Below are 20,715 nucleotides of genomic sequence, written 5' to 3'. Positions count from 1 at the left end.
CGGCCGCCGGCCCGTGTTCGGGGCCGGCGCGACGTCCCGCAGAATCAGGCGGACTTGAGATGGGCGGCGAGATGCTTGTTCATCTCGAACATCGTGCACTTATCCTTGCCGAAGACCTTCTTGAGCTTGTCGTCGGCCAGAATCTCGCGCTTGTTCTCCGGGTTCTGAAGCTCATGCTTCTTGATGTATTCCCAGACCTTGCTGACGACCTCGCCACGGGGCAGGGCGGCATCACCGACAACGGCCGCGAGCTCGGGCGACGGCTTGAGCGGCTGCTGGAGAGCGTTCGGCTTGGCGCCCTCGCCCTTGGGGGCGGCGACCTTCTTGCCCTTTGCGGCGGTCTTCTCGGCGGCCGGCTTCTCGTCGCCAGTCGCGGCGCTCTTGTCCGCGCTCTTGGTGGCACTCTTGGTCGTGGTCTTGGCCATGGATTTCCTCCAGAGGTTCGGCAGCGAGCGCCGGTACGCCCACGGCACGAGGCCTCGGAGCGCATAGCTGCAACAACTAAGCAGTGTTGCGACCGTTCCAAGGGAAATCCGCCCTGTGCTTGGGAGCCGTCCACAGGGAGCGCGCCCTATCAACAGGATCGCTCCCGGCGCACGTGGAGAAGTTCAAGGCGCACATTCGAGATCTTGATCGGTGTCGGCGTTGTACTTTGCCTTGTCCGAGCGCGAAGCCAGCGATTCCAGCGGGCGGTAGCGCTCGCGCGATGCCGAGCCAAGGCCATGACTTGCAATGGTTTTCTCGAATTCTCGCAACGCCGGCCGGTAGGGCGGAGGTCTACGGCGATCCCTTGTTCCGGCGGCGACCGACCTCGCCGGAATACGGCCGGCTTCAGCCGAGGGTGCGCGGCGGACTACGCGGTTCGTCCTTACCCGCGAGGAACGAACTAATTTTCGCCCTCGATGGATCGACCGCCCGACGCGGCTTTTGCGCCTTCCGGAAACGGACGGTTAAGCCTCCGAGGCCGAGGGTCCGGCCATGATCATCGCCGTCTTCGCCCTCGCCCTCTGTGCGGCCCTCGCTCTCATCGGCGGTCTCGGAGCCGTCATCGCGTCCGAGTCCGGCACCGTCTCGGACGCGCCGCACGGCGCCGGGTACATCTGAGGCACCCGTCCGGGGAGAGCGATCCGGGAACCGGGGCGGGGCGCTCGCGCGTTTGCCGTTCCAGACATCCCGGAGCGACGAAATGCCGACCGATCTTCCCAATGAGCGCCCGATCAGGCCAGCCGGGACCCTCGAACTCGATCCCAAGGGTGAAGGGGTCGCCATCGACGAGACGCCGCGCCTCATCGCCTCGGACAAGGTCGAGGGTACGGCGGCCTACGACGCGGACGGCGCGCATCTCGGCACCGTGCATAATTTCATGGTGGACAAGGTTTCGGGACAGGTTGCCTACGCGGTCCTGTCGTTCGGCGGCTTCCTCGGTCTCGGTGAGAGCTACCATCCGCTGCCGTGGCGCTCGCTGCGTTACAGCGTCGAACTCGGCGGGTATATCGTCGACATCGACAAGGATACCCTCGCCCGAGCTCCGACGCACGGGGCCGGCGAAGATCCGTTCGCCGATCCCGCCTTCGGCGGACGCCTCGACGATTATTACGGCGGCCGTCGCTCCGCGATCTGAACTGCCTTAGGACAAGGGCCGGCGCATCGAGCGCCAGCCCTTGGACGCGCAGATCCCGGGTGGCCTTAGAACTTGCCGCCGACGCCGACGCCGCCCGAACCGAGGCTGGGGGTCATTCCACCGCTGCCCGAGCCCGAACGCCCGTCCGCGCTGCCTTCGATGTCCTCACGGCGAATGCGCCGCTCTTCCGACGCGGACGCGCGGGCGACGCCGCCTGCCGAGCGAGGCAGATCGAGTCGCCGCGTCGGCGTGGTCTGGATCTGGTTTCCATCGGCATCGACGCGGGCCGAGCGCGGACCCGATGCGTTCGGGACCGAGCCACGCATCGAGGGCGGCGGGCCGACATCGCTCTCCGGCATCACGCCGCCGCTACTGCCGAGCGCCTGGCAGCCCGCGAGGGCTGCGGCGAGGAGCGCCGCGGCGCTGGCGTTTCGAATGAAGGGCATCGGCTCAAGTCCTCGGACGATCGGGCACCCCCACACGGTGGGGTCTGGGCGAAGTTTCGCGTGTGTACGACGCGGGTTTGACGAAAACCAGACGAGGCGGATCGATCCCGACGACACAGGTCGGGAGATCGGATTCCAGCGAGATCCGTGACCGCGCCGCGAGGCGCTGGGACGCAGCCGCACCAGGCCCTCGAATTGGCCGATTGCGAACCGCAAGGCGGAATGGCAGAGCTGTGCGGGACCCTGCGCGGATCCGCGGAGTCGGCCCGGTTTTTGCCCACAGATTTTTGGCCGATGGTCCTTGCCGGATCTCGCCTTCACAACTTCGCCTTGGTCGTTGCGCAGTGACACGAGACCCGGACATGGGACCCGCTCCGTTGTGGGAACCCGCCGGATGGGTCCGTGTCCTGTCCAAGGGCCGGCGCGATCATCGCTCGGGGAACGCACGTGTTCAGATTTGTCCGGATGATCGCCGCGACGACGATCAGCCTCGGGGCCGCCTCCGCTTTCGCCGAGGATACGCCCCCCGGCAGCAAACCCGCCGAGGTACCCGCTGCGCCCGCAGGGCCGAATGGGGCCGCTCCGCCTGCACCGCAGGCGCCCCCGGCGCCGACCTCCGTCCAGCCGGCACCTGCTCCGACGGGCGCTGCGAACCCGGCTCCGGCCCAAGCGCCGGTTCTGCCCACGGGGACTCCCGCCACGGTCCTCGACACGGCGGATTACGAGGGCGTGCTCGGCAAGGCCGTGCGCAGCGCCACCGGCGAGGACATGGGCCGGATCATCGACATCATCCTCGACAAGGACGGCCGCCCCCGCGCCGCCATCATCGATTTCGGCGGCTTCCTCGGCGTCGGCTCACGCAAGATCGCGGTGGATTGGCGCTCCATGCGCTTCACCTCGGACGGCAAGCCGACGCGCCTCGTCCTGCAATTGTCCCGGAATCAGGTCCGCGTCTCGCCGGAATACAAGGCGGGCGAGCCCATCGTGGTCCTTGGGCCGGCGAGCCCGGCTGTCCCCGAGGGCGAGCCGCCGGCTGCCGCCCCCGTACCACCCGCTGCGGCCCCGGCTGCCGCGCCCGTCGCGCCCCCGGCTCCGACCGCCGAGAAGATGCCCGAGAAACCGGCAGAGAGAACGCCGGACAAATGACGGTTCCCCTCCCGAAGGACCGGCGCCCCCTCAAGCCGAGGGAGGTCGTCCGGTCCGAATTCCGGCCGCGCCCGATGCCTCGGCGCGAGGCCCTGGCCGATGCCGCGGAGGGTCCCGCCGACATGAAGGCGATCTCGCGCACCAGCAGCCGGGGCCTCGATGGGTTCGCGTTCTTCGTCGCCAACCTCCAGACGGGGTTCGGGCCGTTCCTCGCCGTGTACTTCACCCAGGCGAAGTGGACCCAGTCGGACATCGGCTTCGCGCTGACCATCGGCAGCCTCGTCAGCCTGCTCGGTCAGGTCCCGGGCGGGGCCTTCGTCGATGCCATGCGGTCGCTCCGCTTCGCCGCCGGCTTCTCGGTCGTCGCCATCGCGCTCAGCGCCTTCGCCCTGGCCATGTGGCCGAACTTCCTCATCGTCATTCTGGCCATGGCCGCCCATTCGGCGGCGAGCTGCATCCTCACGCCGGCCATCGCCGCCATCAGCATCGGTCTCGTCGGCCATGCCCGGGCCGGTGAGCGCCTCGGGCGCAACGCGAGCTTCTCGGCCCTGGGCAACGCCGTCGCCGCCGCCGGCATGGGAGCCTGCGGCTACTATCTTTCCAACGACGCGGTGTTCTACCTCACCGCTTTCCTGATGATCCCGACGCTGGTGGCCCTGTCGTTCATCCGGGCCGACGAGATCGGCCCCGTGACCGTGGCCAAGGCGCCGGGTCCCGCCCCTGGGGCCGTCGCGCCCCGGCGCGACGGTGTCGTCCGCGCCCTGCTGGCGAATCGGGCACTGATGTGCTTCGGCGGATGCATGATGCTGTTCTTCCTCGCCAATGCGGCGATGCTGCCCCTGGTGGGCAGCATGCTGACCCTGCGCGCCAGCGAAACCGCGACCGCCCTCATCGCCGCCTGCATCGTCGTTCCGCAGGTGGTGCTCGCGGTCTCGGGGCCGGCCGTCGGGCGCGCCGCCGAGCGTTGGGGCCGCCGCCCGCTCCTCCTCATCGGGTTCGCCGCCCTGCCGATCCGCGGTCTGCTGTTCGCCTACACGAGCAGCCCCGAACTCCTCGTGGCGATCCAGGTGTTCGACGGAATCTCGGCCGCGGTGTTCGGCGTGATGGTGCCCCTCGTGGTATCCGACGTCACCCGGGGCACCGGGCGCTTCAACCTCGCGCTCGGTGCCGTCGGCACGGCCATGGGGATCGGGGCCGCCCTGTCCACATCGCTCGCCGGCATCATGGCCGATCGCCTGGGGAGCCATTCGGCCTTCCTGGGCCTCGCCGCGGTGGGCTTCGCCGGCTTCGTGATGATCGCTCTGATCATGCCCGAGACCCGACGGTCCACCGTCGCTTAATCCCCGGGGTGGGGACTCGGCGGCATTGAATTCGCTTGCCGCTCAAGCAGCGTTCAGGTTTCTTCCTTGAGAACGGACGAAGCTGGACGTTAGCGTGCAACGCTCGACCGAGCTTCGCGTTGCGATCCTTGGGGGCACATAAGTCGCGTGCGGATCGCGCACGGGCTTCGTTCGAGGGACGGCAGGCGCGGGTCTGCTGGAAAACGGGATTGTCACCGCGATGGAAGACCTGTGCGTCTATGCAGACAGGCCGTTCGCCTTCGTCGCGCGCTACCTGCGCCGCCGGGCACTGCCGCATCTCGTGATCCTGTGCGCCGTGCTGGGCGCCGTCGGTTTCTCCGTCAGCACGGATTACGCCCTCAAGGGGGTCGTCGATGCCCTGAGCAAGGGGCCCGAGGCCGGCCTGATCTGGGGCGCGCTCGCCCTGCTCGTCGCCTTCATCGCCGCCGACAACATGCTCTGGCGCGTCGCCAGCCTCACGGGGTCGTTCACGTTCGTCGGCGTGACCGGCGACATCCGCCGCGACCTGTTCCGCCACATGACCGGGCATTCGCCCTCGTTCTTCGCCGATCGCCAGCCCGGCACCCTGGCCTCGCGCATCACCGCGACCTCGAACGCGATCTTCACGGTCGAGAACATGTTCGTGTTCAACGTGATGCCGCCTTGCGTCGCCGCCTTCCTGTCGATCCTCTACATCGGCACCGTCAGCCTCACGATGGCCCTGGTGCTCGCCGGCATCTTCGCCGCCGTCGTGTTGCTGATGTTCAAGATGGCGGCCGCCGGTAAGCCGCTGCACCACGATTTTGCCGCCAAGGCGGCTTCCGTCGACGGGGAGATGGTGGATCTCGTCGGCAACATGCCCCTCGTGCGCGCCTTCTCGGCGTTCAAGCGCGAATACACCCGCTTCGACGGGACCATCGGTGTCGAGATGCGCTCGCGCCGTTCGTCGCTGCTCTATCTCGAGAAGCTGCGTATCGTGCACGCGATCCTGACCGTGCTGGCCGTGCTCGGACTGCTCTATTGGGCCATCACCCTATGGGAGGCGGGGGCTGCATCGAACGGGCAGGTGGTTCTCGTCTGCACGCTCGGGATCCGCATCCTCGCCGCCACCCGCGATCTCGCCGTCGCCCTCGTGGACGCGACCCAGCACACGGCCCGCCTGTCGGAGGCCCTGCACACCCTGCTGCAACCCCACGATCTCACCGATCACCCGGAGGCCGTGCCCCTGTCGGGGACCGGCGCGGAGATCACGTTCGACCACGTTGCCTTTTCGTACCCCGACGGGCGCGCCGTGTTCACCGACTTCGACCTCGCCATCCAGCCCGGCCAGCGCGTCGGTCTCGTGGGCAAGTCGGGCGGCGGCAAATCCACCTTGTTCTCCCTGCTCCAACGCTTCTACGACGCGCAGGGCGGGCGCATTCTCCTCAACGGACAGGACATCCACCGCGTCACGCAGGACTCCCTGCGCGAGGCGATCACGGTGGTGCCGCAGGACGTGTCGATGTTCCACCGGACCCTGCGGGAGAACATTCGTTACGGCCGGCCCGACGCCTCTGACGAGGACGTGTGGAAGGCGGCCGCCGCAGCCCATTGCACCGATTTCATCGAAGCGCTGCCGGAAGGGTTCGACACCATCGTGGGTGATCGGGGCGTGAAGCTCTCGGGTGGCCAGCGCCAGCGCATCGCCATCGCGCGGGCGATCCTCAAAGACTCGCCGATCCTGCTTCTCGACGAGGCGACGTCGGCCCTCGATGCCGAGTCCGAGGAAGCGATCCGTCACGCCCTCGCCAACCTCATGAAGGGCCGCACGGTCATCGCCATCGCGCACCGCCTCTCGACCCTGAAGGACTTCGATCGAATCGTGGTGCTGGAAGGCGGCCGCATCATCCAGGACGGCTCGCCCGACAAGCTCACGCATCTCGACGGGTTCTACCGCGAGCTGATGAAGAAGGAATCCATGTCGCTGTCGCTGGCCGCGGCCTGAGGGCTACAGCCTCGGGCGGGCGACCTGGGGAGTCTAAGGCCCGCTGCCGCCCAACGTGCGGATCGCGGAGATGATCGCGTTGGCGCGGTAGGGCTTGGTGAAGAACACACTGCCCTCCGCGAGGCGCGGCGGCGTCTGGGTAAAGCCCGTCGCGTAGATGATCGGGAGGCCGGGCCGCAGGCGGCGTGCCGCTTCGGCGAGCTGCCAGCCGTCCATTTCACCCGGCAGACGGATATCCGTGAACAGGACGTCGATGGCCGCATCGCTTTCGATGAACGAGAGAGCGATCTCGGCGGTGGTCGCCTGGGAGACGGTGAAGCCCGCATCCTCGAGTTCTGCGGCGACCACTTCGAGGAGCATGATCTCGTCCTCGACGATGAGGACCCGTGGAGCGGTTTCGGTCATGGGATGTGTCGCGGCTCCGGTCAGGCGAAGCGGGGAGGGGGCAGGGCGGTCGTCAGCAGCGTCGGCTCTTCGAGGATTCGCGTCACGGGTCGTGCCGCCGCCTCGAAATGGCGTGGCAGGTAGACTTGCACCGTGGTGCCTTCGCCAGGCCGGCTGTCGATGGCGATATGGCCCCCCGACTGCTTGGCGAACCCGAAGGCCTGGCTCAGGCCCAAGCCCGTGCCTTCGCCCACGGCCTTGGTGGTGAAGAATGGCTCGAAGGCGCGCGCGGCGATCTCCCGGCTCATGCCGCAACCCTTGTCCGTGACGCTGATCAGAACGTGATCGGCAGCCGGCAATCCGACCAGACCGCCCGCTTCGGCGGCAGGTACGTTGCGGGTACGGATCGTTGCCCGCCCGCCTTCCGGCATGGCGTCCCGGGCATTGACGGTGAGATTCAGCAGCACGTTCTCCAGCTGATTGGCATCGACGCGCACGGGCCACAGGTCGGGTGCCAAATCCATTTCCGGCGGCTCGGCGGTGTTCAGGGCGCCGCGAAGCAGCTCTGTCAGATCCCCGATGAGTCCGTTGACGTCGAACCGGGTCGGCTGCAGGGGCTGGCGCCGTGCGAACGCCAGCATCTTCTGCACGAGGCTCGCGGCGCGCTCGGCGCCTTTCAGGGCATTCGTGCGCGCGCGTTCGGCGCCGCTGTCGAGGGAAAAGCGTTCGAGGCGGTCGAGGTTGGCGATCACCACCCCGAGCAGGTTGTTGAAGTCGTGCGCGACGCCGCCCGTCAGGGCGCCGATGGCCTCCATCTTCTGGGTCTGCCGCAGCATCGCCTCGGCCTGCTCGCGCTCGTGGATCGCCGTCTGGAGGGCCGCGAGGGCGGCATCGCGCTCCGTGACACGGGCAAGGAGCTCCGCATTGGCGCGGCGCAGGGTCTCGGGGGAGGGGAGCGCCAGCGCGCGCGGCAGCAGCAGCCAGAGCAGAATCGCCGTCAGCAGCGAGATCACCGCCGTGAACGCCTTCACCAAGGCCTCGGCGGCGTAGTCCGGCACCCATAGGGTCCAGATCGCGAAGAAATGCGTGGTTCCGCAGGCGAGGATGAAGCTGGCGAAGGCCCAGGCCATCCATCCGAACGCGACGTCACGGCGCTTCGTGACGAACACCCCGAGCGCCACGGGAATCGTGAAGTAGGCCAGGCCGATCACGAAATCCGAGACGACGTGCGTCCAGATCAGCTCCGGCCGCCACAGCAGGCAGATGCCGTGGGGGGACAGGTCGCTTCGGTCGAGGAAGCTCCCGAGGGCATCGAGCATGGCACAGTCTCAGGGTCGGTTTGCAAGGCGTGCGACGCACGATGCGGATTCGCGTCACGACGATGACGCGTTTTTGCGATCCGCGAAACCGGATCGCCGCGCACTGGCGCTCGGTCTCCCGCCGCGCGCCTACTCGACGATGATTTTGTAACCCTGGCCCATGCGCAGGGTCGCCCCGCGCTCCAACCCATTGAGGACGAGGAAGCGCTCGCTGGCCCGGTCGGACACCAGCATGCGCTGCGCGAGCGTATCCACGGTGTCGGTGGGCGTGGCCGTCACCACCTGCACGCGCAAGGGGCGTAGGGATTGGGTCTCCGCGGCCCCGACGGCCGCGAGGCTTTCCGTCCAGCGTCGGAAGGCCGCGTCCGGGTCCGTCATGCCCTTGGCGGCCATGATCATCCGGAAGGTCGTCTCGCCCATGCGGATCGCGGCGAGGCGGAAGGTCCAGTCCTTGCCCCGCGACAGGGCGGTGACGGCCGGATTTCCACCGATGGCCCGGTTCTCGAGGGAGCCGGGCTCGATGGCATCGTTCCAGGTCGCCTTCAGCACCTCTTCGAGACCCTGTCCGGCCGGGTTCTCCACCTGATCGAACAGGAGGCGTCGGCTGCCTTCGGGAGTCGTGCCGAGGACGGCGTTGCGGGTGTTCTCGATGGTGAAGCCATCCGGCACCTCGAAGGCGATGCCGAGGCCGGGATGCAGGAAGCGGCGGCCGCGCACCAGGCCGTCGCCCGGATTGTCGCCGTAGGCGATGCCGTCCACCGCCGCGAGATAGCGCGCGCGCTCGTCTACCCCGAGGCCGGGGGCGCCGATGAGGCGTGCCGCCCGCGTCACCAGGGTGATGCGCTCCTGCGTGCCCGGATGGGTCGCGAGCATGTCGGGTTCGCCCGCCTGCCCGGTTCCGGTCTTCATGCCGGTGGTTCGGCTGAGCGAGCGCAGGAAGCGCCCGGCACCGAACGGGTCGTAGCCGGCCCGTGCCAGGGTCTTCACCCCGACGCCGTCCGCCTCGAGTTCCTGATCGCGGGAGAACCGCGCCAGGGCGAATTTGGACTGGCTCTGCAACTGCGCGCCCGTGGCGGGATCGTTCAGGACGTCGGCGACGACCTTGCTCACGAGCTGGGAGCGGAGCGCCAGTTCCGTGCGAGCCGTCGCGTGGCGCAGGGTGACGTGCGCGATCTCGTGCGAAAGGACGGCGGCGATCTCGGAGGTGTCGCTGGCGAGCGCCAGTAGACCCCGGGTGACGTAGAGACGGCCGTTCGGCAGCGCGAAGGCATTGATGACCGGCGAATCGAGGAGGGTCACCGCATAGGTCTCCTCGGGCCGGTCGGTGGCCCGCACCAGTCGGTCGGTGACCTCGGTCAGGAGTTTCAGCGCGGCAGGAGCGCGATACTCGCCCCCGAAGGACGCGACCAGCTTGGCGTGATCGGCGTCGGACGCGGTGCGCTCGCGGCCGGTGACGCGCGGCGCCCCCGCCGGCACGGCGACCACGGCGGGCTGCAGGGTGGCACCGGTCTGATCGCCGATGCAGCCCGACAGCAGGGCCGACAGCAGGGCCGACCGGAGGAGAGCTGTCGCGCATGCGCCGGCGGTGCGGCCCGCGGGCGCCGCCAATCCGTTCGTGATCCTGTGCGCCCGCGTCATACCGTTCAGCGCCCCTGCGCCGTATCCAGGATTTCGATCATGTCCGCGCTCGCCACATCAAGGGTCGGGCCGCGCCAGACTTCGACGATGCCCCGAACCCGGACGAGACGGCCACGCAGGGTCGCCGCACTCAAACCACGTTCCTGCAATTGGCGCCAAGTGCGTTTCGACACGGTTACGGTTAGTCCGTCCTCGCCCCGCCGGGCGAAGTCGAGATAGGTCCGCCGCGGCCGTTCGCCGACCCAGAGGACCCGCCCGCGCGCCACCACGAAACCGCCGAGGCGCAGTCTCAGGGCGGCACCGTCCTGGGCATCCTGCTCCGCCTCCCGCCACAGGCCGCGCCCGGCCTGACGCGCGCCGGATTCGACTGCGAGCAAGCCGGGGCGACACAGGCTGTCGCGCTCACCGGCATCGACGGTGGCGAGGCCCGCTTCCACGAGGCCGCCGGCGAGATCGAGGGCGCCGTCCGCCACGCTCGCGTCGACATGGGCGCGGCCCCAGCGATCGGTCTCTCCACGCGCCACGAGGATGAGAGGAACGCTCCGCTGCGTCTCGAGCCAAGCGGCCGCAGCCCCTGCGAGTTCAGGATTATCCGGCCAGCGCAGACCGTCGAGGACCCCGCGGGCGCCGGATGCGAAGACGAGTTCGCCCCGGAGGCCGACGGCAGTCAGGGTGGTCGTACCGAACGGAGTCGTCCTGCATTCTGGTGCGACGGCCATGGCGGGAACCGCTCCGAAGACCCCGGAGACGCAGACCCCGGAGACCAAGAATGCCAGGATACGCCTGCCGAAAGCGCCGCCGCGCCGCCGCTGCTCCGTCATGGTGAAACGATCCCCGTGGCCTCGGCGGGCATTGTGGGAGATGGCGGAGGCAGGACAAGCGCGGCGCGTTCCCAAGCTGTCGTTTCGACCGCCCTGCGGCAGCCCCGCAACAGGAGTGGCGCAGCCCGGTTGGCCTGATCCGGGGTTGGTGTTACGAAGACGCCGGTGAGTCTCCGTAGCTCAGCTGGACAGAGCACAGGTTTCCTAGACACAAATTGGGCGCCGCGAGGGGAAACCGCGCGGCGGATCCGCTCAAATTCGGGGAAAGCCTGAGGGTCCGTGTCACAGCGGGCCCCGCCGATCCCGAGCCAAGCCCATCGTTCTCCGCGAGGCGTGCGACGGGAAGGTGTAGAGACTAGACGGGCGGCACCTAACGGCTTCCTCGGAAGCCCATGGTGGAGGGATAGTCCAGGCCACGAACGTGCCCGCAAGGGGGCGGCGGCGGAAGCCGAAGTGGTATGAAACCTGGGGTCGCAGGTTCGAGCCCTGCCGGGGACGCCACCATTCACCGAAGCCCGTGCCGCATACTTGCGGGATCGCGTGGCCCTTACCCGTCGCGGCGGGGGATGGCCGAGCTTTTCCTCCGAGATCCGGTGGAAGGCCGCGTACGGAACGAGCAGAATGGCTGGCCAGAAGACCGACGCGCGGGACGTGCATGTGGGTCGGCGCATCGCCGAGCAACGCAAGAAGGCGTCGTTGACCCAGAAGCGGGTGGCCGAGCGCTTCGGCATGTCGGCCGCGCAGCTTCAGAAGTACGAGAAGGGCACCAACCGGATCAGCGCGCTCCACCTCGAGAGCTTCAGCCGGATGACCGGGGTGCCGGTCACGTACTTCTTCGAGGACCTCGTTCACACGGACGAGGAGGCTGCCGTCGGGTTCTCGGAGCCGCCACAGCAACCTTACATTCCAGGCGACAGTTGGCAGGGCCTCGCGGACGCGGTGGCCCGCCACGTGTCGGAGCACTTCTCCGATGCGCGGCGTCAGGAATTGGCGGCGGCTGTGCAGGCGCTCCATGCCAAACTCAAGGCCTGATCAAAGCTCACTTTGTTCTTTTTAAAGAACGCGTCCGGTTTTTCGGCTTGACCGTCCCCATGGGCGGTGCGAGAACCCCGGCCTTCCGTAGGCCGGGGTAGACGCATCGCACGAGGCGCACCCGAAAACCGGGTATGCTGTCCATGGCACGTTCCAATTATCTGTTCACGAGCGAGTCCGTCTCGGAAGGTCATCCGGACAAGGTCTGCGACCGGATCTCCGATACGGTCGTGGACGCCTACATGGCGGCGATGCCGGAGGCCCGTCTCGGCGTCGAGACCCTGGCGACCACCAATCGCATCGTCATCGCCGGCGAGGTGCGCGGTCCGGATTCCGTGACCTTCGAGCACCTCGAGCACCTCACCCGTGAGGCCGTGAAGGACATCGGCTACGAGCAGTCGGGCTTCCACTGGAAGAACAACGACATCGCCATCCATCTCCACGCCCAGTCGGCCGACATCGCCCAGGGCGTCGATTCGTCCGGCAACAAGGACGAGGGCGCGGGCGACCAGGGTATCATGTTCGGCTACGCGTCCGACGAGACGCCCGAACTGATGCCGGCACCGATCTACTACGCCCACAAGATCCTCAAGGACCTGGCCGACGCCCGCAAGGGTCGGCAGGGCGATGCGGCCAAGCTCGGTCCCGATGCCAAGAGCCAGGTCACCGTGCGCTACGAGAACGGACGCCCCGTCGGCGTGACGCAGATCGTCCTCTCGACCCAGCATATCGACGAATCCCTGGATTCGGCCGACGTGCGCGCCATCGTCGAGCCCTACATCCTCGCCGCCCTTCCGAAGGATTGGGTCTCCGAGGAGACGGTCTGGCACGTGAACCCCACGGGCAAGTTCGTCATCGGCGGCCCCGACGGCGACGCTGGTCTCACCGGCCGCAAGATCATCGTCGACACCTACGGCGGTGCGGCTCCGCACGGTGGCGGCGCCTTCTCGGGCAAGGATCCGACGAAGGTCGACCGCTCGGCGGCCTACGCCGCACGCTATCTCGCCAAGAACGTCGTCGCGGCAGGGCTCGCAACCCGCGCCACCATCCAGCTCGCCTACGCCATCGGCGTGGCCAAGCCGCTGTCGATCTACGTCGATCTCCACGGGACCGGTCAGGTCGACGAGGCCAAGCTGGAAGACGTTCTCATGAACGCCTTCGATCTGTCGCCCCGCGGCATCCGGACGAAGCTCGGTCTCAACAAGGCGATCTACGCCCGCACCTCGGCCTACGGCCACTTCGGCCGGGCCCCAGAGGCGGATGGCGGCTTCTCGTGGGAGCGCGTCGATCTCGCCGACAGCCTCAAGTCGGCTCTGTCCTGATCCCATGACTATGGGGCGGGATGAACTCCCGCCCATCGCGGGCGGGGATGCCGTCGAGGGCGCTGACCGTGCCTTCTTCGGACGACGCAAGGGCAAGCGCCTGCGCGCTGTCCAGGAGCAGCGCCTCGAAGAATTGCTTCCGAGCCTGCGGGTCGTTCTGCCGGCACAGGGCGAACGTCTCGATCCGATCGGCCTGTTCCCGGTCCCGGTGGACGAGGTCTGGCTCGAGATCGGCTTCGGCGGCGGCGAGCATCTCGCGGCCCAGGCCACGGCCAATCCGCGCATCGGCTTGATCGGCGCCGAGCCCTTCGTCAACGGCGTGGTCAAGCTCCTGCGCGCCGTCGACGACGGGGGTCTCTCGAACGTTCGGGTGTGGGACGAAGACGCCACTGCGTTGCTGGCGGCGATCCCCGACGGTGCCCTGGCGCGGGTCTACCTGCTCTATCCCGATCCTTGGCCCAAGCGCCGACAGCGCAAGCGCCGCTTCGTCTCGGATGAGTCCTTGCGTGAGATCGCGCGTGTCCTGAAACCCGGCGGCGTGTTCCGCTTTGCCAGTGACATCGACGATTATGCCGGCTGGGCCCTCGTGCGTGCCGCTCGCTGCCCCGCGCTCACCTGGACCGCTGTGCGCGCGGACGATTGGCGCGTGGCGTGGTCCGATTGGCCGGGAACGCGCTACGAAGCGAAGGCCCTGATCGCCGGGCGTGCGCCCACCTATCTGGAATTCCGGCGCGCCTCGGCGGATTGAGGGGCTTTCCGACGGGGCTTCCTTTTCCGGGGCAGAGCCCTTCTCGTTTCCGGGGCAGAGCCCTTCTTGCAGGGGTGGACCCCCCCCTATACAGGGGAAGGGCCCCCATTGCGGGGGGCACAACCCCTCTTGCCTTCCGTCGCCCGAAGGCTTTGCATGCGCTCGGTGCGTCGGTTTCCCAAGATCGGCGAAGGTCTTCTCGAAGTTCTGGGAAGCTTGCATGCGGCGGGGTGCCGTTGAGCGAGGTTGCGGTTTGAGCGACGTTGCGGATCACAACGGGACGGCGGCGCCTCCACCGCGCGCGAACGATCCCGCCGACGTAGCGTTCACTGGGGCCGTCATCGGCCTTCTCGTCATCGGCCTTGGCGATGGCCGTATTCGCACGGCCAACCCCCATCTCTGCCATCTCTTGGACTACCCCGACGGGGGGCTCACGGGGGTGGAACTCACCCGCCTCGGTGAAACCGCCCTGCCCGTCACGAACGGCATCCGGCGCTGGCATCGCGCCGATGGCGGCATCCTCGATGTCCATGTCCGGTCCTCGACCCCTACGAATGGCGTCCAAGTGGTCGTGGTCGATGCGGTGGACGCCGACGACTTGGTGCCGGCCGTCGAGAATCAGGCAGCCCTCACCGCGGCCGGCGTCGGCGAATGGCGCTTCGATACGGCGACCGGCCTCATCTCGCTGTCGCGACGCGCGGCCTTCATCCTCGGCGACCGGCCAGGCGTCCGGTTTTCCTGGGCGACCCTGCGCGGCCGCCTGGACGCGGAGGAGGTGGGGCGGATCGAGACCCAAGTGCGATCCGCCCTGGCGGAGGGTGGGCCCTTCGCCCTGCAATGCCGGTTGCGCCGGGCCGACGACGGAACCGAGATCCATCTCGGCTTGCGGGGCGAGGCGAGCCGGAATGACGGTGTATCCGCCGGCATCGTCGGTGTCGTGCAGGACATCACCGCACAGGTCGTCGCCCGCACGGCCCTGCGCGCGGGGGAGCAACGCCTGCGCATCGCCACGTCGCTCGCCGCCCTCGGGATCTTCGAGTGGCACATGCTCGACGATCAGGCGGTCTGGGAGAACGAGCGCATGTTCGCGATCTTCGGGCGCAGCGTCGAAGATGGCGCCGTGGGCAAGCGCGAGTTCTTGGAGCACATCCTCCACCCCGACGATCGGGCGGCCTTCCGCTCCGCGATCACGAACGCCCTGCGCGGCGATGCCGTGCTCAAGGCCACGGGGCGGATTCGGCGCCGCAGCGACGGAGCGTGGCGGATCATCGATCTCGCCGGGCGCTTCGAGCGCGATGCCCCCCACCGGCTGCCGCGCCGGCTCATCGGGGTCGTGGCGGACGTCACCGAGCGGCGCATGGCCGAGGAGCGCCAGACCCTCCTCATCCGCGAACTGCATCATCGGGTGAAGAACACCCTCGCGACCGTGCAGGCCATCGTCGGCTCGACGGCCCGCACGGCCTCCAGCATCGAGAGCTTCTACGAGGCCTTCGTCGGGCGGATCATGTCCCTCGCCCACACCCATTCGGTGCTCACCGAGGACACGTGGCAGACCGCGTCCCTGCGCACCCTGCTCGCCAACGAGTTGCGACCCTACGCCGACGGTGACATGGACGGGGCCGGGGATGCCCGGATTCACCTGAAAGGTCCGGCCGTGGATCTCACGTCCGAACTCGCCGTCCCCATCGGCATGGCGATCCACGAACTCACCACGAACGCGGCGAAATACGGAGCGCTCTCGACCCCGGATGGACGCGTGGTGATCACTTGGGATCTGGTGCCGGACGGCCCGGCCGGGACCCTGCGCTTCGAGTGGCGCGAGAGCGGCGGTCCGACGGTGCGCGCGCCGACGCGCCAGGGGTTCGGTTCACGCCTGCTCCAGCGCGTACTCACGGCCCAGGTCCGGGCGGACGTGACGATTGACTATCCGCCGGACGGTTTTCATCTCCGGATGCTGGCGCCGTTGCCGGCACGCAGCACGGTTCTGGACCCCCGCGGCTAAGGGGGAGACGAGGAGGCGCCTCAGGCGGCCCCCCGCGCATCGGTTTCGCCGCCGGCTTCCACGAAGGCCTTCAGCTCGTCGAGGGAATCGAAGCTGAAGCGTCCACGCGGCGTCTCCGCTTCGATGGAACCGTTGGCGTACATCACGTAGGTGTTGCCGCCGGACGCATAGGTTCCGACGATCTCCGGTTTGTCCTCGACGGCGGGTGTTTCGGGCGCCCGCGCGGGCTCGGGGGTGATGTCGGCCATCGTATCCAGGGTCGGATACAGACGGACCGGCTCCCCCGGGGCGTCGGTGCCGGTGTCGAACAGGGCCATGGCGCGCCGATCCTCCGGCGGAGCGGCCTGCGCCGCGACCGATTCGGGTTCGTCAGAGCGGGGCTCGGCAGGCGAGATCTCGGCAGAAGAAGTCTCGGCAAACGTTGGCTCGGGAGCGAGGGGCCGCACCTCGGCGCTCGGCGCCTGCGCGTCCAGCGGCGGCAGGAGATCGGGTAGCAGCGGCTCCACGGTCTCTGGGGGCGGCGGGGCAGGAAGGTCGATGTCGGGCGGGAGAACGAAGGTCGGCTCCGGCCCGCGACCATGGGGCCCCGCGCCGAATTTCGCCTGGTCCGGTTCGGCGGCAGCGAGTGCCTGGGCTCCGAGGCCGGCGGCCCCGAGCCCCAATCCACCCATGGCCATGCCGCCCATGCCGAATTCGCGGCTTTCGGGGCCACCGAGGCTCGGACGCTGGCGCATCGGCCTTTCGCCGAGGGCCGGCATGGCAAACGCCGGTTCGGAGACCTCGGGCTCGGGTGGGCGTGCCGCGAGACTCTCGACCGGGGGCATCGCGGCCCGCACCTCGCCCAGGCGCCGCCCGAGGCCGCGCAGGTGGCTCGCCACCGTGGCGAGGCCCAGAACCACCGCCCCCGCAGACGCGGTGGTCGCGCCGGCGACGGTCATCGCCATACCGCTCTCAAGGCGCACGAAGGGAAACCCCTGAACGACCGATGCAACACCACCGACGATCATCAGGACGGCAAGCGCGAACAGCGCAATGATCATGGAACTCTCGAAAAACGCCCGCACCCGGAGTGCGGCGCGCACAGTAAGGCCCTGCCGGCCTTTTGCAAAATCGAAACCCCGGACACAGGCCATGGGCCGCTCGGGCGTTGCCGCCGTGTCGGCATCCACTTAGGTATCGGCGCGTTGGGTGTGCGGATGGCCGGCGGATCGTCCTGCCTGCCTTCGCATTCCCTGACGTCACGACCCGGAGATTTGCCGATGACCTTCACCCTGCCCGAACTGCCTTACGCCTATGACGCGCTCGGCCCCTACATGTCGAAGGAAACCCTCGAGTTCCATCACGACAAGCACCACAAGGCCTATGTCGACACGGGCAACAAGCTGCTCGAAGGTACGGGTCTCGAAGGCAAGAGCGTCGAGGAGGTTCTGACCTCCGCCTACGGCAACAACCAGCCGCTGTTCAACAACGCCGGTCAGCACTACAACCACATCCACTTCTGGCAGTGGATGAAGCCCAATGGCGGCGGTGCCGTGCCGGGTGCCCTTGCAAAGAAGATCGACGAGGATCTCGGCGGCTTCGAGAAGTTCAAGGCTGACTTCATCCAGGCCGGGATCGGTCAGTTCGGCTCGGGCTGGGCCTGGCTCGCGGTCAAGGACGGCAAGCTCGAGATCCAGAAGACCCCCAACGGCGAGAACCCCCTGGTGCACGGCGCGAAGCCGATCCTCGGCGTCGATGTCTGGGAGCATTCCTACTACATCGACTATCGCAACCGCCGGCCCGACTACCTCAAGGCGTTCATCGAGAATCTGGTGAACTGGGAGCACGTGGAGAAGATGTACGGCGAGGCCATCGCCTGATCGTTTCTTGACTGCGCGCCGCGAGCCATCGGGGCTCGTGGCGCCCCTTTCGGTTCGCGCCTCGACACGCGGCCATTCCCCACGAAGGCAGCCCGCCTCCACAAGAGGGGCCGGGCGCCCCGAAAAGCAACATCCTTTCTCGTCTCCCCGATTGTCTCCATGATCCGCTCCATCCTCTCCGTCGGCGGCTGGACGCTGGTGTCACGGGTCACCGGGTTCGCCCGCGACGTGGTGATGGCGGCGATCCTTGGAGCGGGTCCCATCGCCGACGCGTTCGTGGTGGCGTTCCGGCTGCCGAACCACTTCCGGGCGATCTTCGGCGAGGGTGCGTTCAACACCGCCTTCGTGCCGACCTACGCCGGCCTGTCCGAGGCCGCCGAGGCGGGGGCGGCCCGGCGCTTCGCCGACCGCATCTTCACCCTGATGCTGCTCGTCCAGGTCGTGTTCCTGGCCCTCGCGATGCCGGCGATGCCGTGGGTGGTCAGGGCCCTGGCACCGGGATTCTCCGAGGATCCCGAACGCTTCGCCCTGGCCGTCTCGCTCACACGGATCACGTTCCCCTACCTGCTGTTCATGACCTTGGTGACGCTGTTCTCCGGCCTGCTCAATGCGCAGCGGCGCTTTGCGGTGGCGGCGGGCGCGCCTGTGCTGCTCAACCTGTCGATGTTGGTGGCGTTCAGTCTGGCGTTCCTGTTCCCGAACGCGGCCTACGCCGCCGCCTGGGGCGTGTCGGTCTCCGGCGTGCTGCAATTCGCCCTGCTGTGGTGGGCATGCCGACGCTCCGGCATCGCGCCCTCCCTCGTGCCGCCGACCCTACGCGACCCCACCATGACGCGGTTTTTCAAGGTCCTGGGTCCGGCAGTGATCGGTTCGGCCGGGTTCCAGATCGCGTCCTTTGCGGACACCATCATCGCGAGCTTCCTCCCCACCGGTGCGGTCTCGGCGCTCTGGTATGCCGACCGTCTCTACCAGCTGCCCTTCGGGGTTATCGCCATCGCGGCCGGCACCGTGCTGCTGCCGGAGATGAGCCGGCGGATCGCCGCCGGTGACGCGGCGGGCGCGCATGCGGCGCAGAACCGGGCGGCTGGTTTCTCGCTCGCCCTATCGGCTCCCTTCACCATCGCGTTCCTGACCTTGCCGGGTCTGATCATGGTGGCCCTGTTCCAGCGTGGCGCGTTCGGTGCCGAGGATGCGGCACGCGCCGCCTCGGTGCTCGCCGCCTATGGGCTGGCGCTCCCCGCCGTGGTGCTCCTGCGCAGCGCCCTGCCGAGTTTCTACGCCCGCCAGGACACGATGACGCCCCTCATCGCCTCGCTCTCGGCCATCGCGATCAATGTCGGTTTCAAGGTCGTGCTCACGGGCCCTTACGGCGTCACCGGTCTGGCGCTCGCCACCGCCATCGGGCAGTGGGTCAATCTTGCGATTCTGGTGGTGCTCGCTTGGCGGCGCGGCTGGATGGCACCGAGCCGGGGGCTCGGCATTACCCTCGTCGGCGTCACCATCGCGTGCGCCGCTCTGGCCGTTGTCGCCCGCTATGGACTGTCGGTGGTCGAGGGTGTGGTGCCGGCTCTGCCGCATCTGCGCGAAATCGTAGTCCTCGGTGCGCTCGGCACCGCAGGAGCCATCGTCTATGGACTGATCCTCCTCGCGACCCTCCGGATGTTCGGCCTGCGCCTGCGCAGGGCTTGACGATCCGGAGTGCGGCGCACCTGCGACGAGGGAGATCCGGTGCCGCGGTAGAATGAGCTTACAGACTCGGACGGGCTCCGGATTGCGCGCCTCGGGCAGGCAATCGAACGAGCGCGGAACCCGGCCGATGAGCAAGGACGCCCCCGGGAATTGAGTCGCATCGGCGCTGCCCTCGACGACCCTAGATCGAACCGATGCATCGTACCTTCACCATGACCCGGGCCGCCGGGCTCGAGCGCCTCTCCGATTTCCTCGAAGGCCCCGGCGCCGCATACTCTGCGGACCGCAACACCGACCGGGGGCTGGGCAACGGGCCGAGCACATCGATGCTCTCGCCCTATCTGCGCCGGCGCCTGATCACGGAGGCGGAAGTCGTGGCCGCCGCGGATCGGGCGTTCGGCGATGGCGGAGCGGAGAAGTTCGTCTCCGAGGTCTTCTGGCGAACCTACTTCAAGGGACATCTGGAGACCCACCCGGCGGCCTGGACGGACTTCCTCGCCGAGGTCGGACACGGGCATGACCTGCTCGCCGCCGAACCCGGACTGCGCCGCATCCACGAATCGGCCATTGAGGGCCGAGCCGGCATCGACGGGTTCGATGATTGGGCGCGCGAACTCGTCGAGACCGGCTGGCTGCACAATCACGCCCGAATGTGGTTCGCCTCGATCTGGATCTTCACCCTGCGCCTATCCTGGGCGCTCGGGGCCGCATTCTTCATGCGACACCTCGTCGATGGCGATCCGGCCAGCAACACGCTGTCCTGGCGCTGGGTCGCTGGCCTGCACACCCGCGGCAAGCACTACGTCGCCCGTGCGGAGAACATCCGGCGCTACACGGAGGGACGCTTCGACCCCGTCGGTCTCGACGAATACCCGGACGCCCTCGACGAGCCGATGCCGCCGCGGGAGGTGGCGTTGCCGCAGGCAGATCCGATGCCGGAAGGCGATGTCGCGCTGCTCCTGCACCTCGACGATCTCCACCCGGAGAGCCTGCCGCTCCGCGGGACGAAGATCGTCCGGATCGGAGGTCTGATCGTTCATGCCCAGGGTGCGTCCGATCGTGTCAAGGCTGCGGACGAGGCCGCGATGGCGGATGCCTTGGCCCGGGCGGCGGCGCATTTCGCGTGCTCGGCGGCCCCGGTCGGGAACGGCTGGGCGGACGGCCTGCCTGTGGTGACGGCCTGGGCTCCGGTCGGACCATCGGCGACGGCGATGCCGGATGGGTGCTTGCGCGTGCGGCGGGCCTGGGACGATGCGGCGTGGCCGAAATCCACGCGCGGCTATTCCCGTCTCCGCTCGGCGATCCCGGCCCTGCGCGGCGCCTGACTTCGCATTCTCCGCCGTGTCGCCTCGCGATGAGCAAAC

19 protein-coding genes are annotated in these 20,715 nt (G+C 68.3%); 12 read left to right on the top strand and 7 right to left on the bottom strand.

The features are described 5' to 3' along the window. Nucleotides 1-44: 44 nt before the first annotated feature. On the bottom strand, nucleotides 45-425 hold the full coding sequence (locus ASF22_RS01060) for an SWIB/MDM2 domain-containing protein (protein ID WP_056170210.1): 381 nt from the start codon (nucleotides 423-425) through the stop codon (nucleotides 45-47). 553 nt (nucleotides 426-978) lie between these two features. Between ASF22_RS01060 and ASF22_RS25135 the strand changes: the two genes are divergently transcribed. Continuing rightward, complete coding sequence (locus ASF22_RS25135) at nucleotides 979-1,104, top strand: hypothetical protein (RefSeq protein WP_274533785.1); 126 nt, start codon at nucleotides 979-981, stop codon at nucleotides 1,102-1,104. Between the two features lie 82 nt (nucleotides 1,105-1,186). After that, nucleotides 1,187-1,621 carry a PRC-barrel domain-containing protein gene (locus ASF22_RS01055; protein WP_056260698.1) on the top strand — a complete coding sequence of 145 codons (435 nt, stop codon included), beginning with the start codon at nucleotides 1,187-1,189 and terminating at the stop codon, nucleotides 1,619-1,621. Between the two features lie 65 nt (nucleotides 1,622-1,686). Here the strand turns inward: ASF22_RS01055 and ASF22_RS01050 are convergent, their stop codons facing one another. Continuing rightward, on the bottom strand, nucleotides 1,687-2,067 hold the full coding sequence (locus ASF22_RS01050) for a hypothetical protein (protein ID WP_056170204.1): 381 nt from the start codon (nucleotides 2,065-2,067) through the stop codon (nucleotides 1,687-1,689). Between the two features lie 465 nt (nucleotides 2,068-2,532). Here ASF22_RS01050 and ASF22_RS01045 point away from each other — a divergent pair, with 465 nt between their 5' ends. The 3 genes from ASF22_RS01045 to ASF22_RS01035 all read left to right on the top strand — a co-directional run bounded on the left by ASF22_RS01045 (nucleotide 2,533) and on the right by ASF22_RS01035 (nucleotide 6,537). Beyond that, nucleotides 2,533-3,213: a PRC-barrel domain-containing protein gene (locus ASF22_RS01045; protein WP_056260696.1), complete on the top strand. Its 681-nt coding sequence runs from the start codon at nucleotides 2,533-2,535 to the stop codon at nucleotides 3,211-3,213. After that, entirely contained in the window at nucleotides 3,210-4,553 is a 1,344-nt protein-coding gene (locus tag ASF22_RS01040; RefSeq protein WP_056170198.1) for an MFS transporter, read from the top strand. The genes ASF22_RS01045 and ASF22_RS01040 overlap by 4 nt, the downstream gene beginning before the upstream one ends. Nucleotides 4,554-4,773: 220 nt before the next feature. Then, nucleotides 4,774-6,537: an ABC transporter ATP-binding protein gene (locus ASF22_RS01035; RefSeq protein WP_056170195.1), complete on the top strand. Its 1,764-nt coding sequence runs from the start codon at nucleotides 4,774-4,776 to the stop codon at nucleotides 6,535-6,537. Nucleotides 6,538-6,570: 33 nt separating this feature from the next. Here the strand turns inward: ASF22_RS01035 and ASF22_RS01030 are convergent, their stop codons facing one another. The 4 genes from ASF22_RS01030 to ASF22_RS01015 all read right to left on the bottom strand — a co-directional run bounded on the left by ASF22_RS01030 (nucleotide 6,571) and on the right by ASF22_RS01015 (nucleotide 10,597). Then, nucleotides 6,571-6,942, bottom strand: coding sequence for a response regulator (locus tag ASF22_RS01030; RefSeq protein ID WP_056170193.1), 372 nt, complete (start codon nucleotides 6,940-6,942; stop codon nucleotides 6,571-6,573). 20 nt (nucleotides 6,943-6,962) lie between these two features. Next, entirely contained in the window at nucleotides 6,963-8,240 is a 1,278-nt protein-coding gene (locus ASF22_RS01025) for an ATP-binding protein (protein ID WP_056260694.1), read from the bottom strand. A gap of 129 nt (nucleotides 8,241-8,369) precedes the next feature. Beyond that, the gene (locus tag ASF22_RS01020; protein WP_082483437.1) at nucleotides 8,370-9,878 is read right to left on the bottom strand and encodes a M48 family metalloprotease; all 1,509 of its coding nucleotides are present in this window, start codon (nucleotides 9,876-9,878) and stop codon (nucleotides 8,370-8,372) included. Nucleotides 9,879-9,883: 5 nt separating this feature from the next. After that, complete coding sequence (locus ASF22_RS01015) at nucleotides 9,884-10,597, bottom strand: DNA-binding protein (protein WP_244474171.1); 714 nt, start codon at nucleotides 10,595-10,597, stop codon at nucleotides 9,884-9,886. A 723-nt stretch (nucleotides 10,598-11,320) separates the two neighbouring features. Here ASF22_RS01015 and ASF22_RS01010 point away from each other — a divergent pair. The 4 genes from ASF22_RS01010 (at nucleotide 11,321) to ASF22_RS00995 (ending at nucleotide 15,803) form a co-directional block, all read left to right on the top strand. After that, complete coding sequence (locus ASF22_RS01010) at nucleotides 11,321-11,731, top strand: helix-turn-helix transcriptional regulator (RefSeq protein ID WP_056260689.1); 411 nt, start codon at nucleotides 11,321-11,323, stop codon at nucleotides 11,729-11,731. Between the two features lie 143 nt (nucleotides 11,732-11,874). Further along, on the top strand, nucleotides 11,875-13,053 hold the full coding sequence (gene metK / locus ASF22_RS01005) for a methionine adenosyltransferase (RefSeq protein ID WP_056260914.1): 1,179 nt from the start codon (nucleotides 11,875-11,877) through the stop codon (nucleotides 13,051-13,053). 4 nt (nucleotides 13,054-13,057) lie between these two features. Further along, nucleotides 13,058-13,801: a tRNA (guanine(46)-N(7))-methyltransferase TrmB gene (locus tag ASF22_RS01000; RefSeq protein WP_082483435.1), complete on the top strand. Its 744-nt coding sequence runs from the start codon at nucleotides 13,058-13,060 to the stop codon at nucleotides 13,799-13,801. Nucleotides 13,802-14,156: 355 nt separating this feature from the next. After that, a complete protein-coding gene (locus ASF22_RS00995; protein ID WP_244474179.1) occupies nucleotides 14,157-15,803 on the top strand; it encodes an HWE histidine kinase domain-containing protein in 1,647 nt (548 codons plus the stop codon). A 20-nt stretch (nucleotides 15,804-15,823) separates the two neighbouring features. Here ASF22_RS00995 and ASF22_RS00990 read toward each other — a convergent pair whose 3' ends face one another. Next, entirely contained in the window at nucleotides 15,824-16,843 is a 1,020-nt protein-coding gene (locus ASF22_RS00990) for a hypothetical protein (protein WP_056260683.1), read from the bottom strand. A gap of 219 nt (nucleotides 16,844-17,062) precedes the next feature. On the opposite strand from ASF22_RS00990, the gene ASF22_RS00985 reads away from it, so the two are divergent. The 3 genes from ASF22_RS00985 to ASF22_RS00975 all read left to right on the top strand — a co-directional run bounded on the left by ASF22_RS00985 (nucleotide 17,063) and on the right by ASF22_RS00975 (nucleotide 20,676). Then, on the top strand, nucleotides 17,063-17,662 hold the full coding sequence (locus ASF22_RS00985; RefSeq protein ID WP_056170175.1) for a superoxide dismutase: 600 nt from the start codon (nucleotides 17,063-17,065) through the stop codon (nucleotides 17,660-17,662). A gap of 159 nt (nucleotides 17,663-17,821) precedes the next feature. Then, nucleotides 17,822-19,351 carry a murein biosynthesis integral membrane protein MurJ gene (gene murJ, locus ASF22_RS00980; RefSeq protein WP_056260681.1) on the top strand — a complete coding sequence of 510 codons (1,530 nt, stop codon included), beginning with the start codon at nucleotides 17,822-17,824 and terminating at the stop codon, nucleotides 19,349-19,351. Nucleotides 19,352-19,545: 194 nt separating this feature from the next. Beyond that, entirely contained in the window at nucleotides 19,546-20,676 is a 1,131-nt protein-coding gene (locus ASF22_RS00975) for an FAD-binding domain-containing protein (protein WP_244474170.1), read from the top strand. Nucleotides 20,677-20,715: the final 39 nt, after the last annotated feature.

It is taken from the genome of Methylobacterium sp. Leaf87 (assembly GCF_001422775.1).
Taxonomy (GTDB): domain Bacteria; phylum Pseudomonadota; class Alphaproteobacteria; order Rhizobiales; family Beijerinckiaceae; genus Methylobacterium.
The sequence above is the reverse complement of the archived record's forward strand: the minus strand, read 5'-3'. Positions and strand labels throughout refer to the sequence as shown.

Bases quoted from the DNA above. Each gene is read 5' to 3' on its own strand.
- ASF22_RS01060 (WP_056170210.1), bottom strand. From the start codon at position 425: ATGGCCAAGACCACGACCAAGAGTGCCACCAAGAGCGCGGACAAGAGC.
- ASF22_RS25135 (WP_274533785.1), top strand. From the start codon at position 979: ATGATCATCGCCGTCTTCGCCCTCGCCCTCTGTGCGGCCCTCGCTCTC.
- ASF22_RS01055 (WP_056260698.1), top strand. From the start codon at position 1,187: ATGCCGACCGATCTTCCCAATGAGCGCCCGATCAGGCCAGCCGGGACC.
- ASF22_RS01050 (WP_056170204.1), bottom strand. From the start codon at position 2,067: ATGCCCTTCATTCGAAACGCCAGCGCCGCGGCGCTCCTCGCCGCAGCC.
- ASF22_RS01045 (WP_056260696.1), top strand. From the start codon at position 2,533: ATGATCGCCGCGACGACGATCAGCCTCGGGGCCGCCTCCGCTTTCGCC.
- ASF22_RS01040 (WP_056170198.1), top strand. From the start codon at position 3,210: ATGACGGTTCCCCTCCCGAAGGACCGGCGCCCCCTCAAGCCGAGGGAG.
- ASF22_RS01035 (WP_056170195.1), top strand. From the start codon at position 4,774: ATGGAAGACCTGTGCGTCTATGCAGACAGGCCGTTCGCCTTCGTCGCG.
- ASF22_RS01030 (WP_056170193.1), bottom strand. From the start codon at position 6,942: ATGACCGAAACCGCTCCACGGGTCCTCATCGTCGAGGACGAGATCATG.
- ASF22_RS01025 (WP_056260694.1), bottom strand. From the start codon at position 8,240: ATGCTCGATGCCCTCGGGAGCTTCCTCGACCGAAGCGACCTGTCCCCC.
- ASF22_RS01020 (WP_082483437.1), bottom strand. From the start codon at position 9,878: ATGACGCGGGCGCACAGGATCACGAACGGATTGGCGGCGCCCGCGGGC.
- ASF22_RS01015 (WP_244474171.1), bottom strand. From the start codon at position 10,597: ATGGCCGTCGCACCAGAATGCAGGACGACTCCGTTCGGTACGACCACC.
- ASF22_RS01010 (WP_056260689.1), top strand. From the start codon at position 11,321: ATGGCTGGCCAGAAGACCGACGCGCGGGACGTGCATGTGGGTCGGCGC.
- metK (WP_056260914.1), top strand. From the start codon at position 11,875: ATGGCACGTTCCAATTATCTGTTCACGAGCGAGTCCGTCTCGGAAGGT.
- ASF22_RS01000 (WP_082483435.1), top strand. From the start codon at position 13,058: ATGACTATGGGGCGGGATGAACTCCCGCCCATCGCGGGCGGGGATGCC.
- ASF22_RS00990 (WP_056260683.1), bottom strand. From the start codon at position 16,843: ATGATCATTGCGCTGTTCGCGCTTGCCGTCCTGATGATCGTCGGTGGT.
- ASF22_RS00985 (WP_056170175.1), top strand. From the start codon at position 17,063: ATGACCTTCACCCTGCCCGAACTGCCTTACGCCTATGACGCGCTCGGC.
- murJ (WP_056260681.1), top strand. From the start codon at position 17,822: ATGATCCGCTCCATCCTCTCCGTCGGCGGCTGGACGCTGGTGTCACGG.
- ASF22_RS00975 (WP_244474170.1), top strand. From the start codon at position 19,546: ATGCATCGTACCTTCACCATGACCCGGGCCGCCGGGCTCGAGCGCCTC.